The organism is Methylosinus sp. LW3, from assembly GCF_000527115.1.
Classification (GTDB): Bacteria; Pseudomonadota; Alphaproteobacteria; order Rhizobiales; family Beijerinckiaceae; genus Methylosinus.
The window spans coordinates 1,621,076-1,640,653 of record NZ_AZUO01000001.1 but is presented as its reverse complement, the minus strand read 5'-3'; the positions used below and the strand labels follow the sequence as shown (position 1 = coordinate 1,640,653).

The following is a 19,578-nucleotide window of genomic DNA, read 5'->3' as shown; positions in this document are numbered from 1 at the left end:
GCCTCGCCTGTCTTATAGGACGCGCGAGGAGGCGAAAAAGGAACGTCGGGACGAAAGATTTTTTGCGGCAAGCGCAAGATCTGCCGTCCCGCGACGCACGCCGATCAGAATTCCACCCGCAGCGACCCCATAAAAGTGCGGGGCGTCCCGGTTTGGATGAGGTATCGGCTGGCCGCCGAAGGGTAATAGGTTCTATCGCCGATATTCTTCACATTGAGCTGCGCGGTGACGTTGAAACCTTCGATCTTCGTCCGATAGGCGATCATGCCGTTGAAGATGGAATAGCTCGGCAGAACGAAGGAGTTCGCCGTGTCGCCCAGCTGATCCGAGCTCGCGGAGACGCCGCCGGCGACGCTCAGCCCGCGCAGATCGCCATCCGCGTCGTATTTGACCCACAGATTGCCGTAGTTGCGCGGGCTGCCCGGCAGAATGCCGCCGCTGACCGCGACCTGCCGCGTATAGGCGCTGACGGGATCGGTGGCCGTGCCGACGAGCGTCCGCACATCGTCATGCGTATAATTGGCGATGACGCTCCAATTGTCGTCGATGCGGCCGGTCAGATCGATCTCGAAACCCTGGCTGCGCGCCTTGCCGATCAGCAGCGTGTTGTTCGCATTGCTCGGATCGGTCACCGGCACATTGGTCTTGGTGATGTCGAAATAGGCCATCGTCAACAAAAGACCCTTGTCGAAGAATTCGGCCTTGAGGCCGCCCTCATATTGCTCGCCTCTCTGCGGCGACAGCGTCACGCCTTGCGTGGTGACCTGATTTGCGCCCAGCGCCTGAGTGAAATTGCCGTAGAGCGACAACCATGAAAACGGCTGATAGACGACGCCGAGGCGCGGGCTGAATCCCTTGTCGTAGCTCGCCCAATAGGTAGACGCGGCGAGATAGGGGGAAGTCCGGTATCGGCTGATCGCCGTCTCCGCCCAATCGTAACGGCCGCCGAGCAGAACATGCACGGAGTCGCCGAGGAAGGAGATCATGTCCTGAGCGTAGACGCCGGTCCATTTCTGGCCCTGTATCGTATACTGCGACGCGCCCAGAATATTCTCGAACTGCCAAGAATTCGGAGCATACACATTGATCGCGCTGGCGCTCAACGACGCTCCGACGCTCATCGGCGAGAAAAAGTCGAAATGATCGAAGCCGACCAGAATTGAATGCTGGAGCGGGCCGGTGGCGAATTTTCCCTTCACGTCGAGATTGGTCGAGAAGACCTTGTCCACATAGCCGAGATTGAGCGTCATAGACCGCGTGAGAACGCCGGTCGCCTGATTGAATCCGAGCGGAAAGCCATTGTCGGTCCGATTGTTCGTCAGCGCATAGCTCAGACGATTGGTCACGCTCCAGTCGGGCGAGAGATCATAGGTCCAATCATAGGCGATGCGCTTCTTGCTGATATTGTTCGGCATGTTCACCGTGAGGAAGGCCGGCGAGAGGTAGCGGCTGCGCGGAAGATTGGCCGGGCCGCCCGCCACGGCGGGGTAGATCGGATAATCATCCACCCATGTCTTGTTCTGATATTCGAAATCGACATTCATCCGGAATTGCTCGATCGGATGAAAGGAGACCGTCGGCGCGATGAAAACGGCTCTATCGGTGACGTAATCGCGATAGGAATCTGTGCGGTAATATTCGCCGTTGACGCGATAGAGAATGGATTTGTCGCTTGTTATGGGGCCAGTGGCGTCGATCGTGGTTCGCGTCAGCCCATAGGAGCCGAGCTGCTCCTCCACCGAATAATAGGGCGTCTCCAGCGGCCGCTTGAGGACCATGTCGATGACTCCGCCGGGCTCCATGCGGCCGAAGAGCATAGCGGCCGGCCCTTTCAGCACATCGATCGATTGCAGATTCGTCGTGTCGTAATTGCGGGCGCGATAGTCCTGCAAGCCGTTCTTGAATGTGCTCCCGAAGGAGGAGAAGCCGCGAATCTTGAGAATGTCGAAGAAATTCGGTGAGAGCGTCACGCCGCTGACATTCGAGACGATGGCGTCCCTCATGCTGATCGCCTGCTGATCGTCCATCGTCTGGCGCGTCACCACCTGGACGGAGATCGGCGTCTGCATGATCGGCGTATCGGTCTTCAGCGTCGTCGCCGCAGTCGGACTCGGCCGATATCCGGTGAAGCGGTCGCCCGGCCCCTGCGGCGCCCCGCGCGTCCGCTCCTTGGCCTCAGCCCCCACATCGATCGGCGGCAAAGCCGCCGCGCCGGAGGCGTCGGTCGCCGTTCCGCGATCGTTCTGCGCCAGAATGATCGACACCGTCTTGCCCTTGGCCGCGAAGCGCCACGACAATCCCGTTCCCGACAGCAGCCGATCGAGCCCTTCGTCCACCGCGAAATCGCCGTCGAGCCCCACCGTCCTCAACCGGCTGGTGACTTCGGAATCATAAAGAATCTGCAATCCATTGAGATCGGCGAAAGCGTTCAAGGCGCCCGGCAGCGGACCCGACGCGATCCGATAGCTCTGCGCCAGGCCAGCGCGCTCCTGCGGAGAAATGGCGGCCTGCGCCGGCGAGTCGGAGACGCTCGAGCCCAGCGCCAGAGCGCCCATTGCCGCGATCGCCAGCGTCGAGCTCATATCGGCCTCGCCTGCTCCGAACTTTTTACGAAAATTCTGCCCCGCCATTGCGCCGCCTCTTTGTCATGAGGGGTCGTGTTTCGCCCCCTCCGTCAGCGCTCCACGCGGTAAGAGGCCAAAGAGGAGGTCGGCGCGCAAAAAAACTCGCGCGCCGCGGCGCTCATTCGTAGACGATCGTCAGATATCGCGTGACATGCACGGCATGGAGGCCGAGCGACGTCTCGATCTCGTCCAGCGCGGCGATCGGATCATCGGCGTTGAACACGCCGGTCACGCGCCGCGCCTTCAACGCCGGGTCGACGAAATAGACCAAGCCGCGATGATAGCGGCCGAGCGCGCGCACGACCTCGCCGATAGGACGGTTCTCGAACATCAGCTTGCCGCGCCGCCAGGCGGTGGCGCGAGCGATATCGGCCGGTTCCGGCGCCGCGGCCGCCCCGCCTTCGTCATAGGCGCTCTGCTGCCCCTCCTCGACGACGACCTCGCCCCGGCCGGTCGAAACGCGAACCCGATGGCTCGTCACCGTCACGCGCGCCCTTCCGCCTTCCAGCGCCACATCGAAGGCCGTGCCGAGCGCGGTCGTCGTTCCGCCGGCCGCCTCGACGACGAAAGGCCGCGCGGGATCGGGCGCGACGTCGAACCAAGCCTCGCCGTCGAGAAGGACGACGCGCCTTTGTCCGGCGCTGTACCGCACGGCCAGCGCGCTGCGGGCGTCGAGCTCGACGCGCGAGCCATCCTCCAGCGTCGCCTGGCGCGTCTCGCCGGGGCCGGTCGCGTAATCCGCCCGAAGACGCAGCGAGATCACGTCATAGGCGAAGAGCGCGAGCAGCGTCGCTGTGGCAGCAGCCGCCGCTCTTCGCCGCCGGCGGCGCGCTTTGCGCAGAGGTCCGACGCCCGGCCAGCGCGGCGCCATGAAGTCGCCGAGCGCTGCGAGCTTGTCGAAAGCGGCGCGATGAGCGGCGTCCTCGGCCAGCCAGGCCTCGAAAGCGGCCCTGTCTCGCTTGGAGAATGTCGCTTCGTTCCGCCGCAGCCACCAGTCAATCGCAGCGTCGCGGACATCGGGGGGAGCGGCGGGCTTCTTCTCGGACATTGCGTCATCCGTCACAGAGCTGTGCGCGCGGCCGACGCCGATGAGCGGGAGCCTGCGCTTCATACCACGCGCGAGAACGCGAAACGGGAGGCGCCCTCCGCACAAAATCGAGAGTCGTTCCGGTTCCTGCTTCGCTCGAAAACACTCTAGTCCAGCGCCGCCCAGCAGCGCGCCATGGCGAGGCGCATGTGCTTTTGCGCCATATTGCGCGATATTCCGAGCCGAGCGGCGATCTCGCCGAGATCGAGCCCCTCCTGCATATAAAGGAGAAAAACGTCGCGGCAGCGTGGCGGCAGGCCTTCGACCGCCCCTTGCAGCAGACGCCACCTCTCCTCGGCCTCGAGGCGAGAGTCTGGCCTTTCGCCCGCCGCGACGGCCTCTCCGGCGTCGACGCCGACCGCCAGATATTTCGCCTCCGTCCGCCGTCGGCGGGCATGGTCGCGGGCGAGATTGGTCGCGATACGTTGCAGGAGCGAGGGCGGATCGGCCAGCGCGTCGATGCGGCCGTGCCGCAGCACGCGCACGAAGGTCTCCTGAAGCAGGTCGGAGGCGTCATCGCGTCCCACTTTTCGCGACAGATAGGCAAGGAGCTGGCGCTGGCTGCGCGCGAACAATCGAGCGACGAGGTTCGATTTCTCATCTGACATGGACGATGGCCGACGATTGCCGAAGCGCCCGGGCGCGCCCGAGGCCGGCGAGGAATTGGCGAGGGACAGGTCATCGACGCAATGCGCCCGCCTGGACGAATAGAGTGAAAATCAGCGATCGATCAAAGAGATGGAGGCGCGCGCGACGACCAGGGCCGCGCCGGCTCGGGACCGAGAGCTCCCGGCTCGGAGGAAAAGCCGATCACGGCCGTTTGGCCGGCCCCAGCCGAAAGCGAAACGAACGCTTCGACGGCGTCAGAAAGCGAGACCGCGGAGCCGAGGATGCAACATTGCCGATCATGCGGCATGGTCGGCGACGTCGGGCTCTCCTGGCCCACCGCCGACGCGCCGCAATCGGCGCTCGAGATTTCGAAGCTCGTCGGCCCGTCATGAGAGCGGCAAGCGCCGTTCCCGGCGACGGCGGCCAGCAGCAGGACGGCTTGCAGGATCGACGCGAGAACAGCGAGCCGCGCGGTCGTCGCACGCTCCCAGAGAGTTCTTTTGCCGCGCGACCTGGCCATATCGAATGATCCGGCGACGAGCGAGCGATCCGCGAAAGGACAACCGCGCTCTGTCGCTTAAGAGTGCTTTCGAGCGAAGCGGGAACCGGCTCGCGTGAAGAAAGCACGCCCGAACAAGGAGATCTAGAGTCACTCCGGTTCAATTTGAACCGGAGTGACTCTAGAACACGCCTTCGCGGCAAGTCAACGGCGCGGGCCGCCCGGAGCGCAGAGAGCCGTGCGGCGACAGAGGGATCTCTCCAACGTCACGGGCTCGGCGCGACGTTGGAGTGAGACTCAGAACTCCAACCGCAGCGAGCCGAGGAAGCTGCGCGGGGCGCCGGTCATGATATAGGTGCGGTCCTGAGACGCAGGGTAATAGACCGTGTCGGTGATGTTCTTCACATTGAGCTGCGCAGTGACATTGAAGCCCTCGATCTTGGTCGTATAGGCGATCATGCCATTGAGCAGCGCATAGCCCGGCAGCACATAGGAATTGGCGTTGTCGCCGAGCGCGCTGCCCGTCACCGTGAGGCCGGCGCCGAGGCTCAGCCCTTTGAAAGCGTCGTCGGCGTCGTATTTCACCCAGAGATTGCCATAGTTGCGCGGGCTCGAGGCCAGCACCTTGCCGGCCACGGCGAGGTTGCTGTTGTAGACGGTGAGCGCATTGGCCGAGGAGCCCTCGACCGTGCGCACATCGTCGTGCGTGTAGTTGGCGATGACGCTCCAATTGTCGTCGATGCGGCCGGTGAGGTCGAATTCGAAGCCCTGGCTGCGCGCTTTGCCGATGAGATAGGTGATGGTCGTATTGAGCGGATCGGCGGTCGGAATATTGGTCTTGGTGATGTCGAAATACGCCATGGTCAGCGTCAGGCGCTTGTCCAGGAGTTCCGCCTTGGCGCCCGCCTCCCATATCTCGCCGCGTTGCGGCGGCTGCGGCTGGCTGTAATTGGTCGTGTTGTTGGAGCCGAAGGATTGCGCGAAATTGCCATAGACGGACATCCAGGGCAGCGGCTGATAGACGACGCCGACGCGTGGGCTGAACGCCGAGGAATAGGCGGTCTTGTAATTGCTGTAGCCGGTCAGCCAATTGGAATTATAGCCGCCCGATGAGCTCACGGCGTTCCAATCATAGCGTCCGCCGAGCAGCACATGGACGCTGTCGTCGAGGAAGGAGATCATGTCCTGCCCATAGACGCCGGTCCATTGCTCGCCGGAATGCGCATAACCGCCGCCGCGCGGAACGTCGAGCGTGTAATAGTTGGGGGCGTAGATGTTGATGGCGCTGATCGGCGTGATGATCTGGCTCTTCATGCCCCAATAATTGCTGAAATAGTCGAAACCGACCAGCACGGAATGCGACAGTGGCCCGGTCTCGAACTTGCCTTTGAGATCGAGATTGGTGGCGAATGTGTTGTCCGTATTGCCAGGGAAATAGACGTAAGTGCGGTTCAGCACGCCGGTGATCTGATTGAAGGCGGCGCCGGCCACATTGCCGTTCCTCGTGCCCACACTCGTATAGCTCAGCCGATTGGTGAGGCTCCAATCCTTCGATATGTCATAGGTCCAATCATAGGCGATGCGCTTCTTGTCGAAGTGATTTTTCAGATTGGTGGTGAGATAGGGGGCCGACAGATAGCGGCTGATCGGAATATTCGCGGGATGGTCGTAGACCGCCGGCAGCAGCTCGTAATCATCGACCCAGGTCTTGTTCTGATATTCGAAGTCGACATTGATGCGGAACTGCTCGATCGGCCGATAGGAGATCGTCGGCGCGACGAAAAAATTGCGGTCGGTGACAAAGTCGCGATAGGAATCGGTGCGGTAATATTCGGCGTTGACGCGATAGAGCAGAGATTTGTCCGCCGTCAGCGGGCCGGTCGCATCGATCGTCGTGCGCGCGCCGCCATAGGATTGCGCCTGTTGCTGTATCGAGTAATAGGGCGTCTCCAGAGGCCGCTTCACGACGAGATTGATGAGGCCGCCCGGCTCGCTGCGGCCGAACAGCATGGCGGCCGGGCCTTTCAGAACGTCGATGGATTGCAGATTGGCCGTGTCGAGATATCGCGACCGCAGCTCGATCAGGCCGTTCTTATAGGTGCTCTGCGAGACGGAGAAGCCGCGCACCTTGTAGACGTCGAGAAGATTGGGAAGCGGCGTCACGCCGGAAACATTGGTCAGCACGGCGTCGCCGACGGAAATCGCCTGCTGATCGTCCATCGTCTGGCGCGTCACCACCTCGACGGCGAGGGGCGTCTTCAACAGCGGCGTGTCGACCTTCAACGTCGTCGGCGCGCTCGCGGCGTTATAGCCGGTATAGCGATCGCCCGGCCCCGGCGCCGCGCGGCCGCCACTCGGCGCGCCGTCTTTGCGCCCAGTCTGCGCGCCTATGTCGATCGTCGGCAGCGGCGTGGCGCCGCTCGCGTCGTTCTGCGTCGCGGCGTCATTCTGCGCCAGCACGATCGACACCGCCTGCCCATCGCGCGAGAATTCATAAGTGAGGCCGGTGCCCGCCAGCAGCGCGCCGAGCGCCTCGCGCACGGAATATTTGCCGGAGAGCCCCGGCGTCATGCGCCCATGAGTGAGACGCGCGTCATAGAGCACATGGAGATCGTTCTCATCGGCGATGACATTCAGAGCCGAAGCCACCGAGCCCGCGGGAATGCGGTAGGCCAAAATCGCTCCCGAACGCTCCTGCGGCGCAATAGCGGCCTGCGCAGGAGAATCCGAGACTCCCCCTCCCGTCATCAAGGCGCCGAACGCCGCCGCCGCGACCGCCGAACCCATATTCGCTTTTCCTCGCCGCTCGCCGCGCGCCGACTTCCTCGCCATGTCTCCGCATCTCCTCGTCGATCGTCCGCCTCGGGGCGCCGAAAGGCCCCTGTCTTGCTGGACGCGGTCGATGCGGAAAACGAAACGTCGCGGAGAAAATTTTTTTCGCGCGAGGCGAAACGCATCAGCCGTGGAGCAGGATCAGATAGTCGGTGACGTGAATGGCGCGCAGGCCGAGAAAAGCCTCGATCTCGCGCAGCGCCTGGGCCGGATTCTCGGCGTCGAAAACGCCGGTCACGCGCCGCGCGCAGCTCGCCTCGCCGATGCAATAGACATAGCCGCGCCGATGTCGGCCGAGCGTCGCGAGCACTTCGCCGAGCGGCTTGTTCTCGAAGATCAGCCTGCCGCGCCGCCAGGCGGTGGCGCGCTTGACGTCGACGGTTTCGGGCGCGCGCGCAGCCCGCTCGGCGGAAAAGGCGCTCTGCGCGCCCTCCCCGACCACCACGGAAGCGCCGCCGCTCGCGACCGCGACACTGTGCTCGGTGACAGTGACGCGCGCCTCGCCCTTGTCGATGGCGATGTCGAAAGCCGTGCCGAGCGCCGTCACCGAGCCGCCGGCCGCCTCCACGACAAAGGGCCGCGCGGCGTCCGGCGCGACCTGGAACCAGGCCTCGCCCTCGAGCAGGGTGAGCCGCCGACGGCCGGGCTCGAAATGCAGCGCAATGGCCGAACGGGCGTCCAGCTCGACGCGCGACCCGTCCTCCAGCGTCACGCTCTTGCGGTCGCCGACGCCCGCGTAAATGTCGGAGCGAAGCCAGGTCGCGAGATCGCCGAAGCCCATCGCTATAGCCAGACAGAACGCGGCGGCGATCGTCGCCACACCGGCCAGCGAGGGGCGGCGGGAAGCTGCCCGAGGAGGCTCCGCCTGCCGGCTGGGCGCGAGACTCTCCATGAAGCCGCACATTTCCGCCATATCGTCGAAAGCCGCGGCATTGGCCGGATCGGCCGCCCGCCATGCGTCGAACTCGGCCTTCTGGGCGGCCGATAGCGCGCCGGCCCGCATCCGTATCCACCAATTGACGGCGGCGACGCGCGGGCTGTCGTGATCGAAACCATCGCTATAGTCGGTCATTGGTCACGGCCATCGATCGGCGCGGCTCCTCCGCCGGCCGCTGTCTCATAGGACGCGCCGGAACGGAAAACGAAACGGGGGGCGAGAAAAAAAATCAATCGAGCGCCGCCCGGCATCGCAACAGAGCGAGCCGCAAATGCCGGCGCGCCATCGTCTCGGAAATGCCGAGCCGCCCCGCCGCCTCGTTCAGGGAGACGCCTTCGTGCATCACCAGCAGGCAGACCTCCCGGCAGCGGGGCGGCAGCGCCTCGATCGTCTCCAGCACGATGCGCGTCTTGTGGCGGCGATCGAGCGATTCTTCCGGCGTCGCCGCTTCCGAGGGCGTCTCGACGGGCGGATCGCCGAAATCGAGATAGCGCGTCTCGGTCTTGCGCCGACGGGCGAAATCCCTGGTGAGATTGACGGCGATCTGCTTCAGAAACGCCGTCGAATCCGCGACGCTCTCGAAACGGTCGTGGCGGAGCGCGCGCACGAAGGTCTCCTGCAGCAGATCAGAGGCCTCCTCGCGTCCGACCCGGCGCGTCAAAAAAGCGAGCAAGCCGCGCTTGTTGCGGAGGAAAAGCTCGCGGAACGACAAGAATTTGCTGTCCGACATACGCGGCGTCCGGATGCATGCGGGAGGAATGGCGGCGGGAGGAGTCGCGGCGCCGTCGCGTGGATCGGCGCGATCAGGCGACGAGCGGCGGCGCGCGCGACGACCAGGAGCCGCGCCATCCAGACCGGAAGAGCGCCGGAGCCTCGAAGGGCCGCGACGCGGCAACGGCCGGCGGCGCATGGGGCAAAACCGCGCCGAGCCGCATGGGCGCGACAATGGCGTCCGCCGCGGCTCCTCCGCAGGCGGTGGGGCACATCTCACAATGATGGCGTCCGCCCGCAGGACCGCCGTCTGTATCGGCGGGGCCATGGCTTGCATCGAGGCCGAAGGAACGGCAGAGCCGATCTGCCGCGGCGAACGAGGAGCCATCGAGCCTCGACGAGCCGGGGCGCGCGACGGCGAGCGCCTGCGCGAGAAAAAGCGCGACGATCCCGCTCAGCACGAGCGCGCGCGCCATCCACCCAGAATTGGCCCATAGCTTCGCCATGCCGAAAAGGTCCCATGATCGGCGAACGGCCGTCAAGAGCCGCGCATCATCCGCGAGAGACGCGGGCCACGGCGCGGACGAATTTCGGCCGCATCGGCGGTCTAGCTGGAGGTCGGCGCGTTCTTGACAGGTCCGGCGCGGGCGGCGCATCTGTCGCCCGCTTCCGGCGCGCCCGGACCGTTCCACAGGCGAAGACACGGGAATTCATGCTCGCGACGCGCGCCCCCGCCAAGATCAATCTGACGCTTCACATTCTCGGCCGCCGCGCCGACGGATATCACGAGCTGGAGAGTCTCGTGGCCTTCTCCGGCGCCGGAGACAGCCTGCGTCTCGAGCCGGGCGAGGCGCTGTCGCTGACCGTGGACGGGCCTACCGCCGCCGCCGCCGGCTCGGACGCCGATAATCTCGTCCTGCGCGCCGCCCAGCGTCTCGCCGAGCGCGTCCATGGCCTGCGTCTCGGCGCCTTTCATCTCACCAAATATCTGCCGGTCGCGGCCGGCATAGGCGGCGGCTCCTCCGACGCCGCGGCGGCGCTGCGCCTGCTCGCCCGCGCCAATGGCCTTTCCGCCGACGATCCGCGCCTGCTCGAGGCCGCCCGCGCCACCGGCTCCGACGTGCCCGTCTGCCTCTCGCCGCACGCGCGCTTCATGCTCGGCCGCGGCGAGACGATCGGCGCGCCGCTCGGCCTGCCGCCGCTGCCGGCCGTGCTCATCAATCCCGGCGCGCCGGTCGAGACGCGCGGCGTCTTCGCCCGCCTTGGCCTCGCCGCGGGCGAGCAGACCGGCGCGGCGGCGCATCCAGAGATCGCGCCAGCGCTCGGCGCGGAGGGGATAGCGGCGGCGCTGCGCCGCGGCCGCAACGATATGGAGGACGCCGCCTGCGTCGAGGCGCCGGTCATCGTCGATGCGCTCGCCGTGCTGTCGGCAGCCAAAGGCTGCCGGCTCGCGCGAATGTCCGGCTCCGGCGCGACCTGCTTCGCTCTCTTCTCGACCCGTCAGGCGGCCGCCCGCGCGGCGGCGGTGATCCGCCGCCAGCACGCGGACTGGTGGGTGAAGACCGCGGTGCTGCGATGAGCCGCCCGCCCGCCGGCAAGGATCGCGGCCGCCGCCCGCCGCTGCCGCGTCATCCGCCCAAGGAGGAGACGCCCTTCCGCCGACCCGCGGCGGATGTCGTCGTGCTCTATGGCGCCCATGCGGTGCGCGAGGCGCTCATCGCCGGCCGGCGCAAATTGCTGGCGCTCTATGCGACGGAGAACGCCGCCGAGCGCATCGCGCCGCTGGCAGCCGCCGCCGGCCTCGCGCCGAAGATCGTGGACCCGCGCGCGCTGTCGCAACGGCTCGGCGAGGAGAGCGTCCATCAAGGTCTGATGCTGGAGGCGCGCCCGCTGCCGGAGGCGGATATCGCCGACATAGAGCCAAAGAGCGGACTCGTCCTCGTCCTCGATCAAGTGACCGATCCGCATAATGTCGGCGCGATTCTGCGCACCGCAGCCGCTTTCGCCGTCGATGCGCTGATCGTGACCGAGCGCCACAGCCCGGATTTCACCGGCGTGCTCGCCAAGGCCGCCTCGGGGGCGCTCGAGCATGTGACGATCGTCTCCGTCGTCAATCTCGCCCGCGCGCTCGAGCAATTGGCGGAGCGCGATTTTCTGATCGTCGGCCTCGATTCGGAAGGTCCGCAGCCGCTGGAGGCGAGTCCTTTGCGCAAGCCGCTGGCGCTGGTGCTGGGCGCCGAAGGCAAAGGCCTGCGCCGCCTGACGCGCGAGCGCTGCGATATTCTCGCGCGGCTCGACATGCCGGGGCCGATCAAGAGCCTCAATGTCTCCAACGCCTGCGCCGCCGCTCTTATGGCGCTGCGCCTTCGCCTCGACTGATCGAAACCGCCTCCGCTTGCCGCGCGGCGGGGCGGTTCGATGTAAGGGGCGGATCGAATTTGCGAAGGAGGAGACACCATGCGCAAGCTCGCGCTCTTTTCGACGAGCCTCGTTCTAATCCTCGGCGGCGCGGCCATCGCCGAGCAGCAGATGACGCAGCGCGGCCGCACCTCCGGCCCCGCCACCGGGCAGAATGTGACGCCGAGCACGGTGACGCAGAAATCCGTCGAGGGACGCTCCAGCTTCATCGATGAGAACGAGGGCTTCGCGCTCGACGCGAGCGCCCTCGCCGCCGGCGCGCCGGGCGTCGAAGGCAAGCCGGGGGCGCAGAGCGGCCCCGTCCCGCGCGGCCGCGGCGGGACCTCGAAATTCGTGTATTAAACCGCAGCGTTCGCGGCTTCGCCTAGCCACAGCACGAAGCGCTTCGCCATCGGATAGCTCTCCGAATGCGGATCGATGAAGGCGACATGGCGCGGACCGGGCGCGACGATGTGCGGGAAAGGCGCGGCGAGCAGCCCTTCCGCCACTTTCCCGCCGGTCAGCTCGATCGGGCCGACAGTGACGCCCTGCCCGTTGAGCACGGCCATCAGCGCCGTGTGAAAATGGCCGAAACGACGTTCCCGCCACTTTTGCAGCGGCGGCAGATCAGCGATCTCGAGCCATCGCTCGATCTCGCCCGGCCGCGTGTCGCTCACCGCGAATGTCTCGCCGGAAAGAGACGCGACGCCGCGCGGGGCGAGCTTCGCCGCATGATCGCGCGTCGTCAGCAGGGTGAGCGTCTCCTGCAATATGGGAGACGCCTCCCAATTGCCGATCTGCTCGGACCCGCGCATGATGGCGACGTCGAAGAAGGACGAAGCGGGATCTTCTCCGGTCTGGCGCGTCTGCACATGCACATCGACATCGGGATGGCGCGCGTAGAATTGCTCGAGACGCGGCACCAGCCAATACATTGCGAAAGTCGCATGGGCGAATACTTTGAGCCGCCGGCGCGCCGTCTTGACGCGCCCCATCGCCGCATCCATGCGCTCGAAGCTGTCGGTGACGATCGCCACGAACTCACGCGTTTCGTCGAGCGGCCGCAAGCGTCCGCGATCACGCTCGAACAATGCGCGCCCGAGCCATTCCTCGAGCGCCGCGATCTGCCGGCTCACCGCGCCATGGGTGACGCCGAGCTCCTTGGCCGCGTTGGAAACGCCGTCGAGGCGCACCACAGCCTCGAGCGTCTGCAGCATTTTCAGCGGTAGCGGCTTGCGCGCCATCTCTCGTCACTCGCTCTTTCGCTCGATGAACATCCTGCGGATATGACGCTTTTATGAAGCGTAACGGCGCCGGATCACATGCTCTGTGAGATTTATTCGTTTCGAGATGGCGTCCCCGCCTGATAGATGAACCAGCGCCGAAGCGAAGTCGCCAATGATGCGACGAGAGAATGCGGGGCGCGAAAATGACATCCGAAATCACCGTCAACGGAAGGCGCTACGCCGCGCCCTCCGAGCCGACCGTCGTCGTCTGCATCGACGGATGCGAGCAAGACTATATCAATCAGGCGATCCGCGCCGGCGTTGCGCCTTTCTTCGCCGGCCTCGGCGAGCGCGGCGCCGTGCTCGCCGCCGATTGCGTGATGCCCTCCTTCACCAATCCCAATAATCTCTCCATCGTGACCGGCGCGCCGCCGAGCGTTCACGGCATATGCGGCAATTATTTCTTCGATCCCGAGCAGGGCGTCGAAGTGCTGATGAACGACGCGAAATATCTTCGCGCGCCAACGATCCTCGCGGAGTTTTCCAAGGCCGGCCGCAAGGTCGCGACGGTGACGGCGAAGGACAAGCTCAGCGCGCTGCTCGGCAGCGGGCTCGAGGGCGTTCGCTTCTCCGCTGAAAAGGCCAATGAGGCGACACTCGCGCAAAACGGCGTCGACGATCTTCTCGCCAAGGTCGGCCTGCCGCTTCCCGCCGTCTATAGCGCAGAATTGTCGGAATTCGTTCTCGCCGCCGGCGTCTGGCTGATGAAGACGATGCGGCCGGATATCATGTATCTCTCCACGACGGATTATGTGCAGCACAAGCATGCGCCCGGCACGCCCGTCGCCAACGCCTTCTATGCGATGCTCGACAAATATCTCACGCAGCTCGACGCGATGGGCGCCGTCATCGGAATCACCGCCGATCACGGCATGAACGCCAAGACGGATTCGATCGGCCGTCCCAATATCGTCTTTCTGCAAGACGTGCTGGACATGCGCTTCGGCGCCGGGACATGCCGCGTGATCCTGCCGATCACCGATCCTTATGTCGTGCATCACGGCGCGCTCGGCTCCTATGCGACCGTCTCGGCGCCTCAGTCGATATTGAGCGAAGTCGCGCAATGCGTCGCCACGCTCGAAGGCGTCAATCGCGTGCTCGACAATCGGACCGCCTGCGCGCGCTTCGAATTGCCCAATGAGCGCGTCGGCGATCTCGTCGTGCTGGCGGAACGTCTCTTCACGCTCGGCACATCCGCGACGAGCCATGACCTCTCCGGATTGACCGCGCCGCTGCGCTCGCATGGCGGCCTCTCGGAGCAGCAGGTTCCGTTGCTGCTCAATCGACCCGTCAGACGCGAGAGCAATGCGCGCCTGCGGAATTTCGACGTCTTCGCGCTCGCCCTCAACCGCGTGATCTGACGCGCGCGAGCTTCCTGATTTTCTATCCGCCACAGGACGAACGACCATGCGTAACGCCTGCAGCATTTTCATCATCTCGATCGCCGCCATCACGAGTCTCGACGCCGCGCGCGCCGAGACCTCGCTCTCGGGAACAGGCTCCGCTTTCGCCGCGCCGATCTACACGCGCTGGGCGCATGAGGCGAAGCCGAGCCTCGGATTGGAAGTCAATTATCAGGCGACGGGCTCCGGCGTCGGACAAAAGCAGGCCGCCGCCGGCACTGTCGATTTCGGCGCCTCCGACGTGCCGATGGAGGCGAAGCGGATAGAGGAAGGCGATCTGCTGCAGTTTCCGACCGTCGTCGGCGGCCTCGATGTGATCGTCAACATCCCTGGCGTCGGCGCCAATGCGCTGAAGCTCGACGGGCCGGTCATCGCCGACATCTATCTCGGCGCGATCACGCGCTGGAACGATCCGCGCATCGTCGCGCTCAATCACGGTCTCGCGCTTCCCGATCTGCTGATCGTCCCCATCCATCATTCCAACGCTTCTGGATCGACCTTCGCGCTGTCGCGCTATCTCTCCAAAGTGAGCGAGGCGTGGAAGACGCGCATGGGCGTCGCGCTGACGCTGGAATGGCCGAGCGGCGTCGGCGTGCATGGCAGCGCCGGCACGGCGGGCGAGGTTCCGCGCACCTTGGGCTCGATCGGCTATGCCGAAAATTCCTATGTGACGACCAATCATCTCGCGCCGGCCAAGCTGCTCAATCGCGCCGGCAAATATGTCGCGCCGAATGAAGAGAGCTTCGCCGCGGCGGCGGCCAATACGGATTGGGCGGCCGCTGATAATTTCGCCGTCGATCTCACCAATATGCCGGGCGAGAAAAGCTGGCCGCTGGTAACGGCGACCTTCGTGCTGGCGCCGAAAGCTCCGGCCAAGGCGGAGCGGACGGCGGCTCTGCTGAAGTTCTTCGATTGGGCTTTCGCTCATGGCGACAAGACGGCGAAAGCCCTGCAATATGTTCCGCTGCCCCATGCGGTGAAGGATCAGATCAGAGCCGCCTGGCGTCAGAAAGTGGCGTTCCGCGCCAAGGATTGATCGCCTGCTCGCGCGCTCGACTTCAGAGCGGCCGCCAGCGCGCCAGCCCTCGCATCCAGCCGCGCGCCAAATTGGTGCGGCGCTCGAACAGGAACCAGACGGCCGTCGCATAGAGCAGCGCGACGGCCATCAGCGCAGCCATTCGCAACAGGACGGCGACGCCCGGCTGGCTCTGGCCGGGCGCCAGCAGCCAGAACCACAGCATCAGCAGCAGCGGAAAATGCACTGCGTAGAGCGTGTAGGAAATTTCCGACAGCCCCTGCGCCGCTCCGCCATAGAGCCCGCCGAAAGGCCGAAAGGCGGCGAGATCGCGCAGCCAGAAGGCGATGACGCAGCCAAGAATCATATCGCCGAAAATATTGCGCCACGCATGGGCGACGCCGATCGCCGCCACGGTGGCGAGCGCGCCGCCGATGGCGCGCGCCCACGACGGGCGCGCCGGATGATCGGCGGCCAGCGCGCCGGCGAGCCATGGCAGGCCGAGCAGCGCGATCTCCGCCGGCAAGAGCGCCAGCATCAGCAGGCCCGCGCTCGCGCACAGCCCCCGCACGAGCGGCGCACGGTGGAAAAAGGCGAAGGCGAGCAGCGGGAAGGCGAGATAATACCAGGCCTCATTGGCGAGGCTCCACAGCGGCCGGTTGGAGCCGAAGACGGGCGTCTCGATCGTCTGCAGGAAAAAGACATTGCCGAGCAGCGTCGCGAGCGAGTGATTCGTCGGCTCGGCGGGCGTCGGCCCGCTCGGCAGCACCGCCGCCAGCGCGCCCTGATAGGCGCCGGCGGGTCCGAGCGCCGCGCCGGCGAAATCCCAGACGGCAGTGAGCGCCAGCGCGGGAATCAGCACGGTCCACAGCCGCGAGAGCCGCGCGGCGCCGTAATCCGCCCAGGAGAAGCGCCCCGCCCGCATCGCAGCGAGAGTCGAGCCGCCGACGAGAAAGCCGCTGAGCGCGAAAAAGGCGATCACGCACTCATGGCCGAGACCGCCGAGCGTGAAGAGGAATTTGTCGAGGAGTCCATGTCGCGCCGCTTCGGCATAGGGAACGACGAGCAGCGCCCGCAAATGGCTGACCACCACGCCGAGCGCGCAGAGACCGCGCAGCATGTCGAGATGCTGGAGACGAGGCTTTCGAGGCTGCTGCATGGGGTTTCGCGATTGGCCGCCGAGGGGCGAGCACGCCCATTCGTTCCGGCGCCTTCGAGATCAGAGAATCACGCCTGCTTCAAGGCGCTTCGAGCGCCGAGGCTCGGAGCGGAAGCATGAGCGTATCTGCAGCGGGATGTCTTTGGTGGAGCCAGACGGAATCGAACCGACGACCTCTTCAATGCCATTGAAGCGCTCTCCCAACTGAGCTATGGCCCCACTTTTTTGCCGCCCTCTCTGGGGTGAGGGCGGGGCGAACCGCGGCGTCGCCGCTGCAGCGCGAGGGCTGTATAGTGCAGCCCGTCGCGCGCCGCAAGCCCGCTTTTCGCCCTTTCTCGTCAGAGAATGAAGCGGCTCAAATCGCGGTTCTTGGCGAGGTCGCCGATATGCTCCTCGACATAGGCGCCGTCGATCGTCACCGTCTCGCCGGCGCGATCGGAGGCGGAGAAGCTCACCTCGTCCAGCACGCGCTCCATTACCGTCTGCAGGCGGCGCGCGCCTATGTTCTCCACCGAGGAATTCACCTGCACGGCGACGCGGGCGATGGCGTCCACCGCCGAAGGCGCGATCTCCAGCGCGACGCCCTCCGTCGCCAGCAGCGCCACATATTGCTTGGTGAGGCAGGCCTCGGTCTCGGTGAGGATGCGGCGGAAATCCTCCTCGTCCAGCGAGGCGAGCTCGACTCTGATCGGCAGGCGGCCCTGCAGCTCCGGCAGCAGATCGGAGGGTTTGGCGACATGGAAGGCGCCGGAGGCGATGAACAAAACATGGTCGGTCTTCACCGGCCCGTGCTTGGTCGCGACCGTGGTGCCCTCGATCAGCGGCAGCAGGTCGCGCTGCACGCCCTCGCGCGAGACATCGGCGCCGCCCCTGCCCTCGCGGGCGCAAATCTTGTCCATCTCGTCGAGGAAGACGATGCCATTATTCTCGACCTCGGAAATCGCCTCGCGGACGCTCTCCTCCTGGTCGATGAGCTTGTCGCTCTCCTCGGCGAGCAGCGGGCCATGGGCCTCCTTCACCGCCATTTTTCGGCGCTTCGGCCGGCCCTGAAACGCCTTGCCGAAAATATCGCCGATGGAGAAGGCGGAAACGCTGGCGCCGGGCATGTTCGGCAGCTCGAACATGGGGACCTGCGGCCCCGATTGCGCCAGCTCGACCTCGATCTCCTTATCGTCCAGCTCGCCGGCGCGCAGCTTCTTGCGGAAGGAATCGCGCGTCGCCGGCGAGGCCGCCGGGCCGACCAGCGCATCGAGCACGCGCTCCTCCGCCGCCAGCTGGGCCTTGGCCTCGACATCCTTGCGCCGACGCTCCTTCACCAGCAGGATCGCCACCTCGACGAGATCGCGGACGATCTGCTCGACATCGCGGCCGACATAGCCGACCTCGGTGAATTTCGTCGCCTCTATCTTGAGGAAGGGCGCATTGGCGAGCTTGGCGAGACGGCGCGCGATCTCGGTCTTGCCGCAACCAGTGGGGCCGATCATCAATATGTTCTTGGGCAGCACCTCTTCGCGCATAGAGCCTTCGAGGCGGAGCCTGCGCCAGCGATTGCGCAGCGCAATGGCGACGGCGCGCTTGGCGTCCTTCTGTCCGACGATGAATCGGTCGAGCTCCGAGACGATCTCGCGCGGGGAAAAATCGGCCATATCAGTTCCTCGGAAAGCTCAGATCGATTCGAGCACGATGTTGCGATTGGTGTAGACGCAGATGTCGGCCGCGATCTCCATCGCGCGCTTGGCGATCACCTCGGCCTCTATCGGCTGATCGAGCAGCGCGCGCGCCGCGGCGAGCGCAAAATTGCCGCCGGAGCCGATCGCCGCCACCGAGCCATGCTCGAAGGCTTCCGGCTCCAGCACGTCGCCGGCGCCGGTCAGCGTCAGCCCCACCTCGCGATCGGCGACCAGCATCATCGCCTCGAGCCGGCGCAGATAACGGTCCATGCGCCAATCCTTGGCGAGCTCCACGCAGGCGCGCGTCAATTGCCCGGGATATTGCTCGAGCTTGCCCTCGAGCCGCTCGAACAGAGTGAAGGCGTCAGCCGTTGCGCCGGCGAAACCCGCGATCACATCACCCTTGCCGAGACGACGCACCTTCTTGGCGTTCGCCTTGACGATGGTCTGGCCGAGGCTCACCTGTCCGTCGCCCGCGATGACGGTCTTGCCGTTCTTTTTCACCAGAACGATGGTCGTCGCGTGCCAGCTCGCCGGTTTCGTATTTTGTTCTTGTGTCATCCGAGCCTCGGCTGGAAAAAGAGTTTCGAGGATGTAGGGATTGAGGCGTCGCTCGGCAAGGGGCGCGCATTCGCAGACGGAGGGGTGGAATGACGGATGCGAGCAAGCGAGAGGCGATCGTCGAAGCGGCGCGGAGCATGAATGCGCTCGGCCTCAATCAAGGAACCGCCGGCAATCTATCGGTGCGCGACGGCGAGGCGATGCTGATCACGCCGAGCGGAATCTCCTACGCCACAATGACCCCGCAGATGATCGCGCGCATGCCGCTCGCGGGCGACGGCGAGTCTGAAGGACCACTGGCGCCTTCCAGCGAATGGCGCATGCATCGCGATATCCTACGCGCCAGGCCGGATGTGCAGGCGGTGGTGCATACGCATTCCATTTATGCGACGACGCTGGCCACGCTGCGGCGCGAGATTCCGCCCGTGCATTATATGATCGGGATTTTCCGCACGTCCCGCATTCGCTGCACCGATTACGCGCCTTTCGGCACACAGGCGCTCTCCGATCTCGCGGTCGAAGGATTGGGCCGCGCGCATGGCGTGCTGCTCGGCAATCACGGCATGATCGCGCTCGGCGAAGGATTGGATCGCGCAATGTGGCGCGCAGTGGAGCTCGAGACGCTGGCGCGGCTCTATTATCTCGCGGGCATCGCCGGCGAGCCGGTGCTGATTTCAGAGGAAGAAATCGAAAACGAAATCACCCGTTTTGAAAATTACGGATTGAAATCGTCGAAGTGAGATCGTGCCGTTCTCTCCTTCTCCCACAAGTGGGAGAAGGAATCGCGC

General features: G+C 65.2%; 17 protein-coding genes and 1 tRNA gene. 6 read left to right on the top strand and 12 right to left on the bottom strand.

From position 1 onward, the window contains the following. Window positions 1-104: 104 nt before the first annotated feature. The 7 genes from METLW3_RS0108255 to METLW3_RS0108210 form a co-directional block, all read right to left on the bottom strand. Window positions 105-2,630 carry a TonB-dependent receptor gene (locus METLW3_RS0108255; protein ID WP_245267256.1) on the bottom strand — a complete coding sequence of 842 codons (2,526 nt, stop codon included), beginning with the start codon at window positions 2,628-2,630 and terminating at the stop codon, window positions 105-107. Window positions 2,631-2,742: 112 nt separating this feature from the next. Beyond that, entirely contained in the window at window positions 2,743-3,735 is a 993-nt protein-coding gene (locus METLW3_RS0108250) for a FecR family protein (protein WP_348625812.1), read from the bottom strand. Between the two features lie 83 nt (window positions 3,736-3,818). Next, entirely contained in the window at window positions 3,819-4,319 is a 501-nt protein-coding gene (locus METLW3_RS0108245; protein ID WP_024879476.1) for an RNA polymerase sigma factor, read from the bottom strand. A 797-nt stretch (window positions 4,320-5,116) separates the two neighbouring features. Further along, window positions 5,117-7,606, bottom strand: coding sequence for a TonB-dependent receptor (locus METLW3_RS0108230; protein WP_024879474.1), 2,490 nt, complete (start codon window positions 7,604-7,606; stop codon window positions 5,117-5,119). Between the two features lie 169 nt (window positions 7,607-7,775). Beyond that, window positions 7,776-8,723 (bottom strand): FecR domain-containing protein, encoded by a 948-nt coding sequence (locus METLW3_RS0108225; protein WP_024879473.1) that lies wholly within the window; start codon window positions 8,721-8,723, stop codon window positions 7,776-7,778. A 94-nt stretch (window positions 8,724-8,817) separates the two neighbouring features. Further along, window positions 8,818-9,318, bottom strand: coding sequence for an RNA polymerase sigma factor (locus METLW3_RS0108215; protein ID WP_024879472.1), 501 nt, complete (start codon window positions 9,316-9,318; stop codon window positions 8,818-8,820). A gap of 73 nt (window positions 9,319-9,391) precedes the next feature. Continuing rightward, entirely contained in the window at window positions 9,392-9,805 is a 414-nt protein-coding gene (locus METLW3_RS0108210; RefSeq protein ID WP_157516538.1) for a hypothetical protein, read from the bottom strand. Window positions 9,806-10,011: 206 nt separating this feature from the next. Between METLW3_RS0108210 and METLW3_RS0108205 the strand changes: the two genes are divergently transcribed. The 3 genes from METLW3_RS0108205 (at window position 10,012) to METLW3_RS0108195 (ending at window position 12,059) form a co-directional block, all read left to right on the top strand. Further along, window positions 10,012-10,878 carry a 4-(cytidine 5'-diphospho)-2-C-methyl-D-erythritol kinase gene (locus METLW3_RS0108205; protein WP_024879470.1) on the top strand — a complete coding sequence of 289 codons (867 nt, stop codon included), beginning with the start codon at window positions 10,012-10,014 and terminating at the stop codon, window positions 10,876-10,878. Continuing rightward, the gene (gene rlmB, locus METLW3_RS0108200; RefSeq protein ID WP_024879469.1) at window positions 10,875-11,678 is read left to right on the top strand and encodes a 23S rRNA (guanosine(2251)-2'-O)-methyltransferase RlmB; all 804 of its coding nucleotides are present in this window, start codon (window positions 10,875-10,877) and stop codon (window positions 11,676-11,678) included. Before METLW3_RS0108205 ends, rlmB begins: the two co-directional genes overlap by 4 nt. A gap of 78 nt (window positions 11,679-11,756) precedes the next feature. Further along, window positions 11,757-12,059, top strand: a complete 303-nt coding sequence (locus tag METLW3_RS0108195; protein WP_024879468.1) for a hypothetical protein — start codon at window positions 11,757-11,759, stop codon at window positions 12,057-12,059. Here the strand turns inward: METLW3_RS0108195 and METLW3_RS25335 are convergent. Further along, entirely contained in the window at window positions 12,056-12,940 is an 885-nt protein-coding gene (locus METLW3_RS25335) for a LysR substrate-binding domain-containing protein (RefSeq protein WP_024879467.1), read from the bottom strand. The two genes, METLW3_RS0108195 and METLW3_RS25335, sit on opposite strands and share 4 nt — an antisense overlap. A gap of 185 nt (window positions 12,941-13,125) precedes the next feature. Here METLW3_RS25335 and phnA point away from each other — a divergent pair, with 185 nt between their 5' ends. Next, window positions 13,126-14,343, top strand: coding sequence for a phosphonoacetate hydrolase (gene phnA / locus METLW3_RS0108185; protein ID WP_024879466.1), 1,218 nt, complete (start codon window positions 13,126-13,128; stop codon window positions 14,341-14,343). Window positions 14,344-14,389: 46 nt separating this feature from the next. Next, window positions 14,390-15,421 (top strand): phosphate ABC transporter substrate-binding protein PstS, encoded by a 1,032-nt coding sequence (gene pstS / locus METLW3_RS0108180; protein WP_024879465.1) that lies wholly within the window; start codon window positions 14,390-14,392, stop codon window positions 15,419-15,421. Between the two features lie 22 nt (window positions 15,422-15,443). Here the strand turns inward: pstS and METLW3_RS0108175 are convergent, their stop codons facing one another. From METLW3_RS0108175 to hslV, 4 genes are all read right to left on the bottom strand, one after another. Further along, window positions 15,444-16,559 (bottom strand): acyltransferase, encoded by a 1,116-nt coding sequence (locus METLW3_RS0108175; protein ID WP_024879464.1) that lies wholly within the window; start codon window positions 16,557-16,559, stop codon window positions 15,444-15,446. Between the two features lie 143 nt (window positions 16,560-16,702). Next, window positions 16,703-16,778 (bottom strand) — tRNA-Ala (locus tag METLW3_RS0108170). A gap of 119 nt (window positions 16,779-16,897) precedes the next feature. Further along, window positions 16,898-18,205, bottom strand: coding sequence for an ATP-dependent protease ATPase subunit HslU (gene hslU / locus METLW3_RS0108165; protein WP_024879463.1), 1,308 nt, complete (start codon window positions 18,203-18,205; stop codon window positions 16,898-16,900). A gap of 18 nt (window positions 18,206-18,223) precedes the next feature. Further along, window positions 18,224-18,790 carry an ATP-dependent protease subunit HslV gene (gene hslV, locus METLW3_RS0108160; protein ID WP_024879462.1) on the bottom strand — a complete coding sequence of 189 codons (567 nt, stop codon included), beginning with the start codon at window positions 18,788-18,790 and terminating at the stop codon, window positions 18,224-18,226. A gap of 89 nt (window positions 18,791-18,879) precedes the next feature. On the opposite strand from hslV, the gene METLW3_RS0108155 reads away from it, so the two are divergent. Beyond that, window positions 18,880-19,530 carry a class II aldolase/adducin family protein gene (locus METLW3_RS0108155; RefSeq protein WP_024879461.1) on the top strand — a complete coding sequence of 217 codons (651 nt, stop codon included), beginning with the start codon at window positions 18,880-18,882 and terminating at the stop codon, window positions 19,528-19,530. The last annotated feature ends 48 nt before the right edge of the window (window positions 19,531-19,578 follow it).

Excerpts from the sequence above, each read along its gene's own strand:
- METLW3_RS25335 (WP_024879467.1), bottom strand. The coding sequence starts at position 12,940 with ATGGCGCGCAAGCCGCTACCGCTGAAAATGCTGCAGACGCTCGAGGCT.
- METLW3_RS0108245 (WP_024879476.1), bottom strand. The coding sequence starts at position 4,319 with ATGTCAGATGAGAAATCGAACCTCGTCGCTCGATTGTTCGCGCGCAGC.
- METLW3_RS0108230 (WP_024879474.1), bottom strand. The coding sequence starts at position 7,606 with ATGGGTTCGGCGGTCGCGGCGGCGGCGTTCGGCGCCTTGATGACGGGA.
- METLW3_RS0108225 (WP_024879473.1), bottom strand. The coding sequence starts at position 8,723 with ATGACCGACTATAGCGATGGTTTCGATCACGACAGCCCGCGCGTCGCC.
- METLW3_RS0108250 (WP_348625812.1), bottom strand. The coding sequence starts at position 3,735 with ATGAAGCGCAGGCTCCCGCTCATCGGCGTCGGCCGCGCGCACAGCTCT.
- hslV (WP_024879462.1), bottom strand. The coding sequence starts at position 18,790 with ATGACACAAGAACAAAATACGAAACCGGCGAGCTGGCACGCGACGACC.
- METLW3_RS0108205 (WP_024879470.1), top strand. The coding sequence starts at position 10,012 with ATGCTCGCGACGCGCGCCCCCGCCAAGATCAATCTGACGCTTCACATT.
- METLW3_RS0108195 (WP_024879468.1), top strand. The coding sequence starts at position 11,757 with ATGCGCAAGCTCGCGCTCTTTTCGACGAGCCTCGTTCTAATCCTCGGC.
- phnA (WP_024879466.1), top strand. The coding sequence starts at position 13,126 with ATGACATCCGAAATCACCGTCAACGGAAGGCGCTACGCCGCGCCCTCC.
- METLW3_RS0108155 (WP_024879461.1), top strand. The coding sequence starts at position 18,880 with ATGACGGATGCGAGCAAGCGAGAGGCGATCGTCGAAGCGGCGCGGAGC.
- METLW3_RS0108215 (WP_024879472.1), bottom strand. The coding sequence starts at position 9,318 with ATGTCGGACAGCAAATTCTTGTCGTTCCGCGAGCTTTTCCTCCGCAAC.
- METLW3_RS0108175 (WP_024879464.1), bottom strand. The coding sequence starts at position 16,559 with ATGCAGCAGCCTCGAAAGCCTCGTCTCCAGCATCTCGACATGCTGCGC.
- METLW3_RS0108210 (WP_157516538.1), bottom strand. The coding sequence starts at position 9,805 with ATGGCGAAGCTATGGGCCAATTCTGGGTGGATGGCGCGCGCGCTCGTG.
- hslU (WP_024879463.1), bottom strand. The coding sequence starts at position 18,205 with ATGGCCGATTTTTCCCCGCGCGAGATCGTCTCGGAGCTCGACCGATTC.
- METLW3_RS0108255 (WP_245267256.1), bottom strand. The coding sequence starts at position 2,630 with ATGGCGGGGCAGAATTTTCGTAAAAAGTTCGGAGCAGGCGAGGCCGAT.
- rlmB (WP_024879469.1), top strand. The coding sequence starts at position 10,875 with ATGAGCCGCCCGCCCGCCGGCAAGGATCGCGGCCGCCGCCCGCCGCTG.
- pstS (WP_024879465.1), top strand. The coding sequence starts at position 14,390 with ATGCGTAACGCCTGCAGCATTTTCATCATCTCGATCGCCGCCATCACG.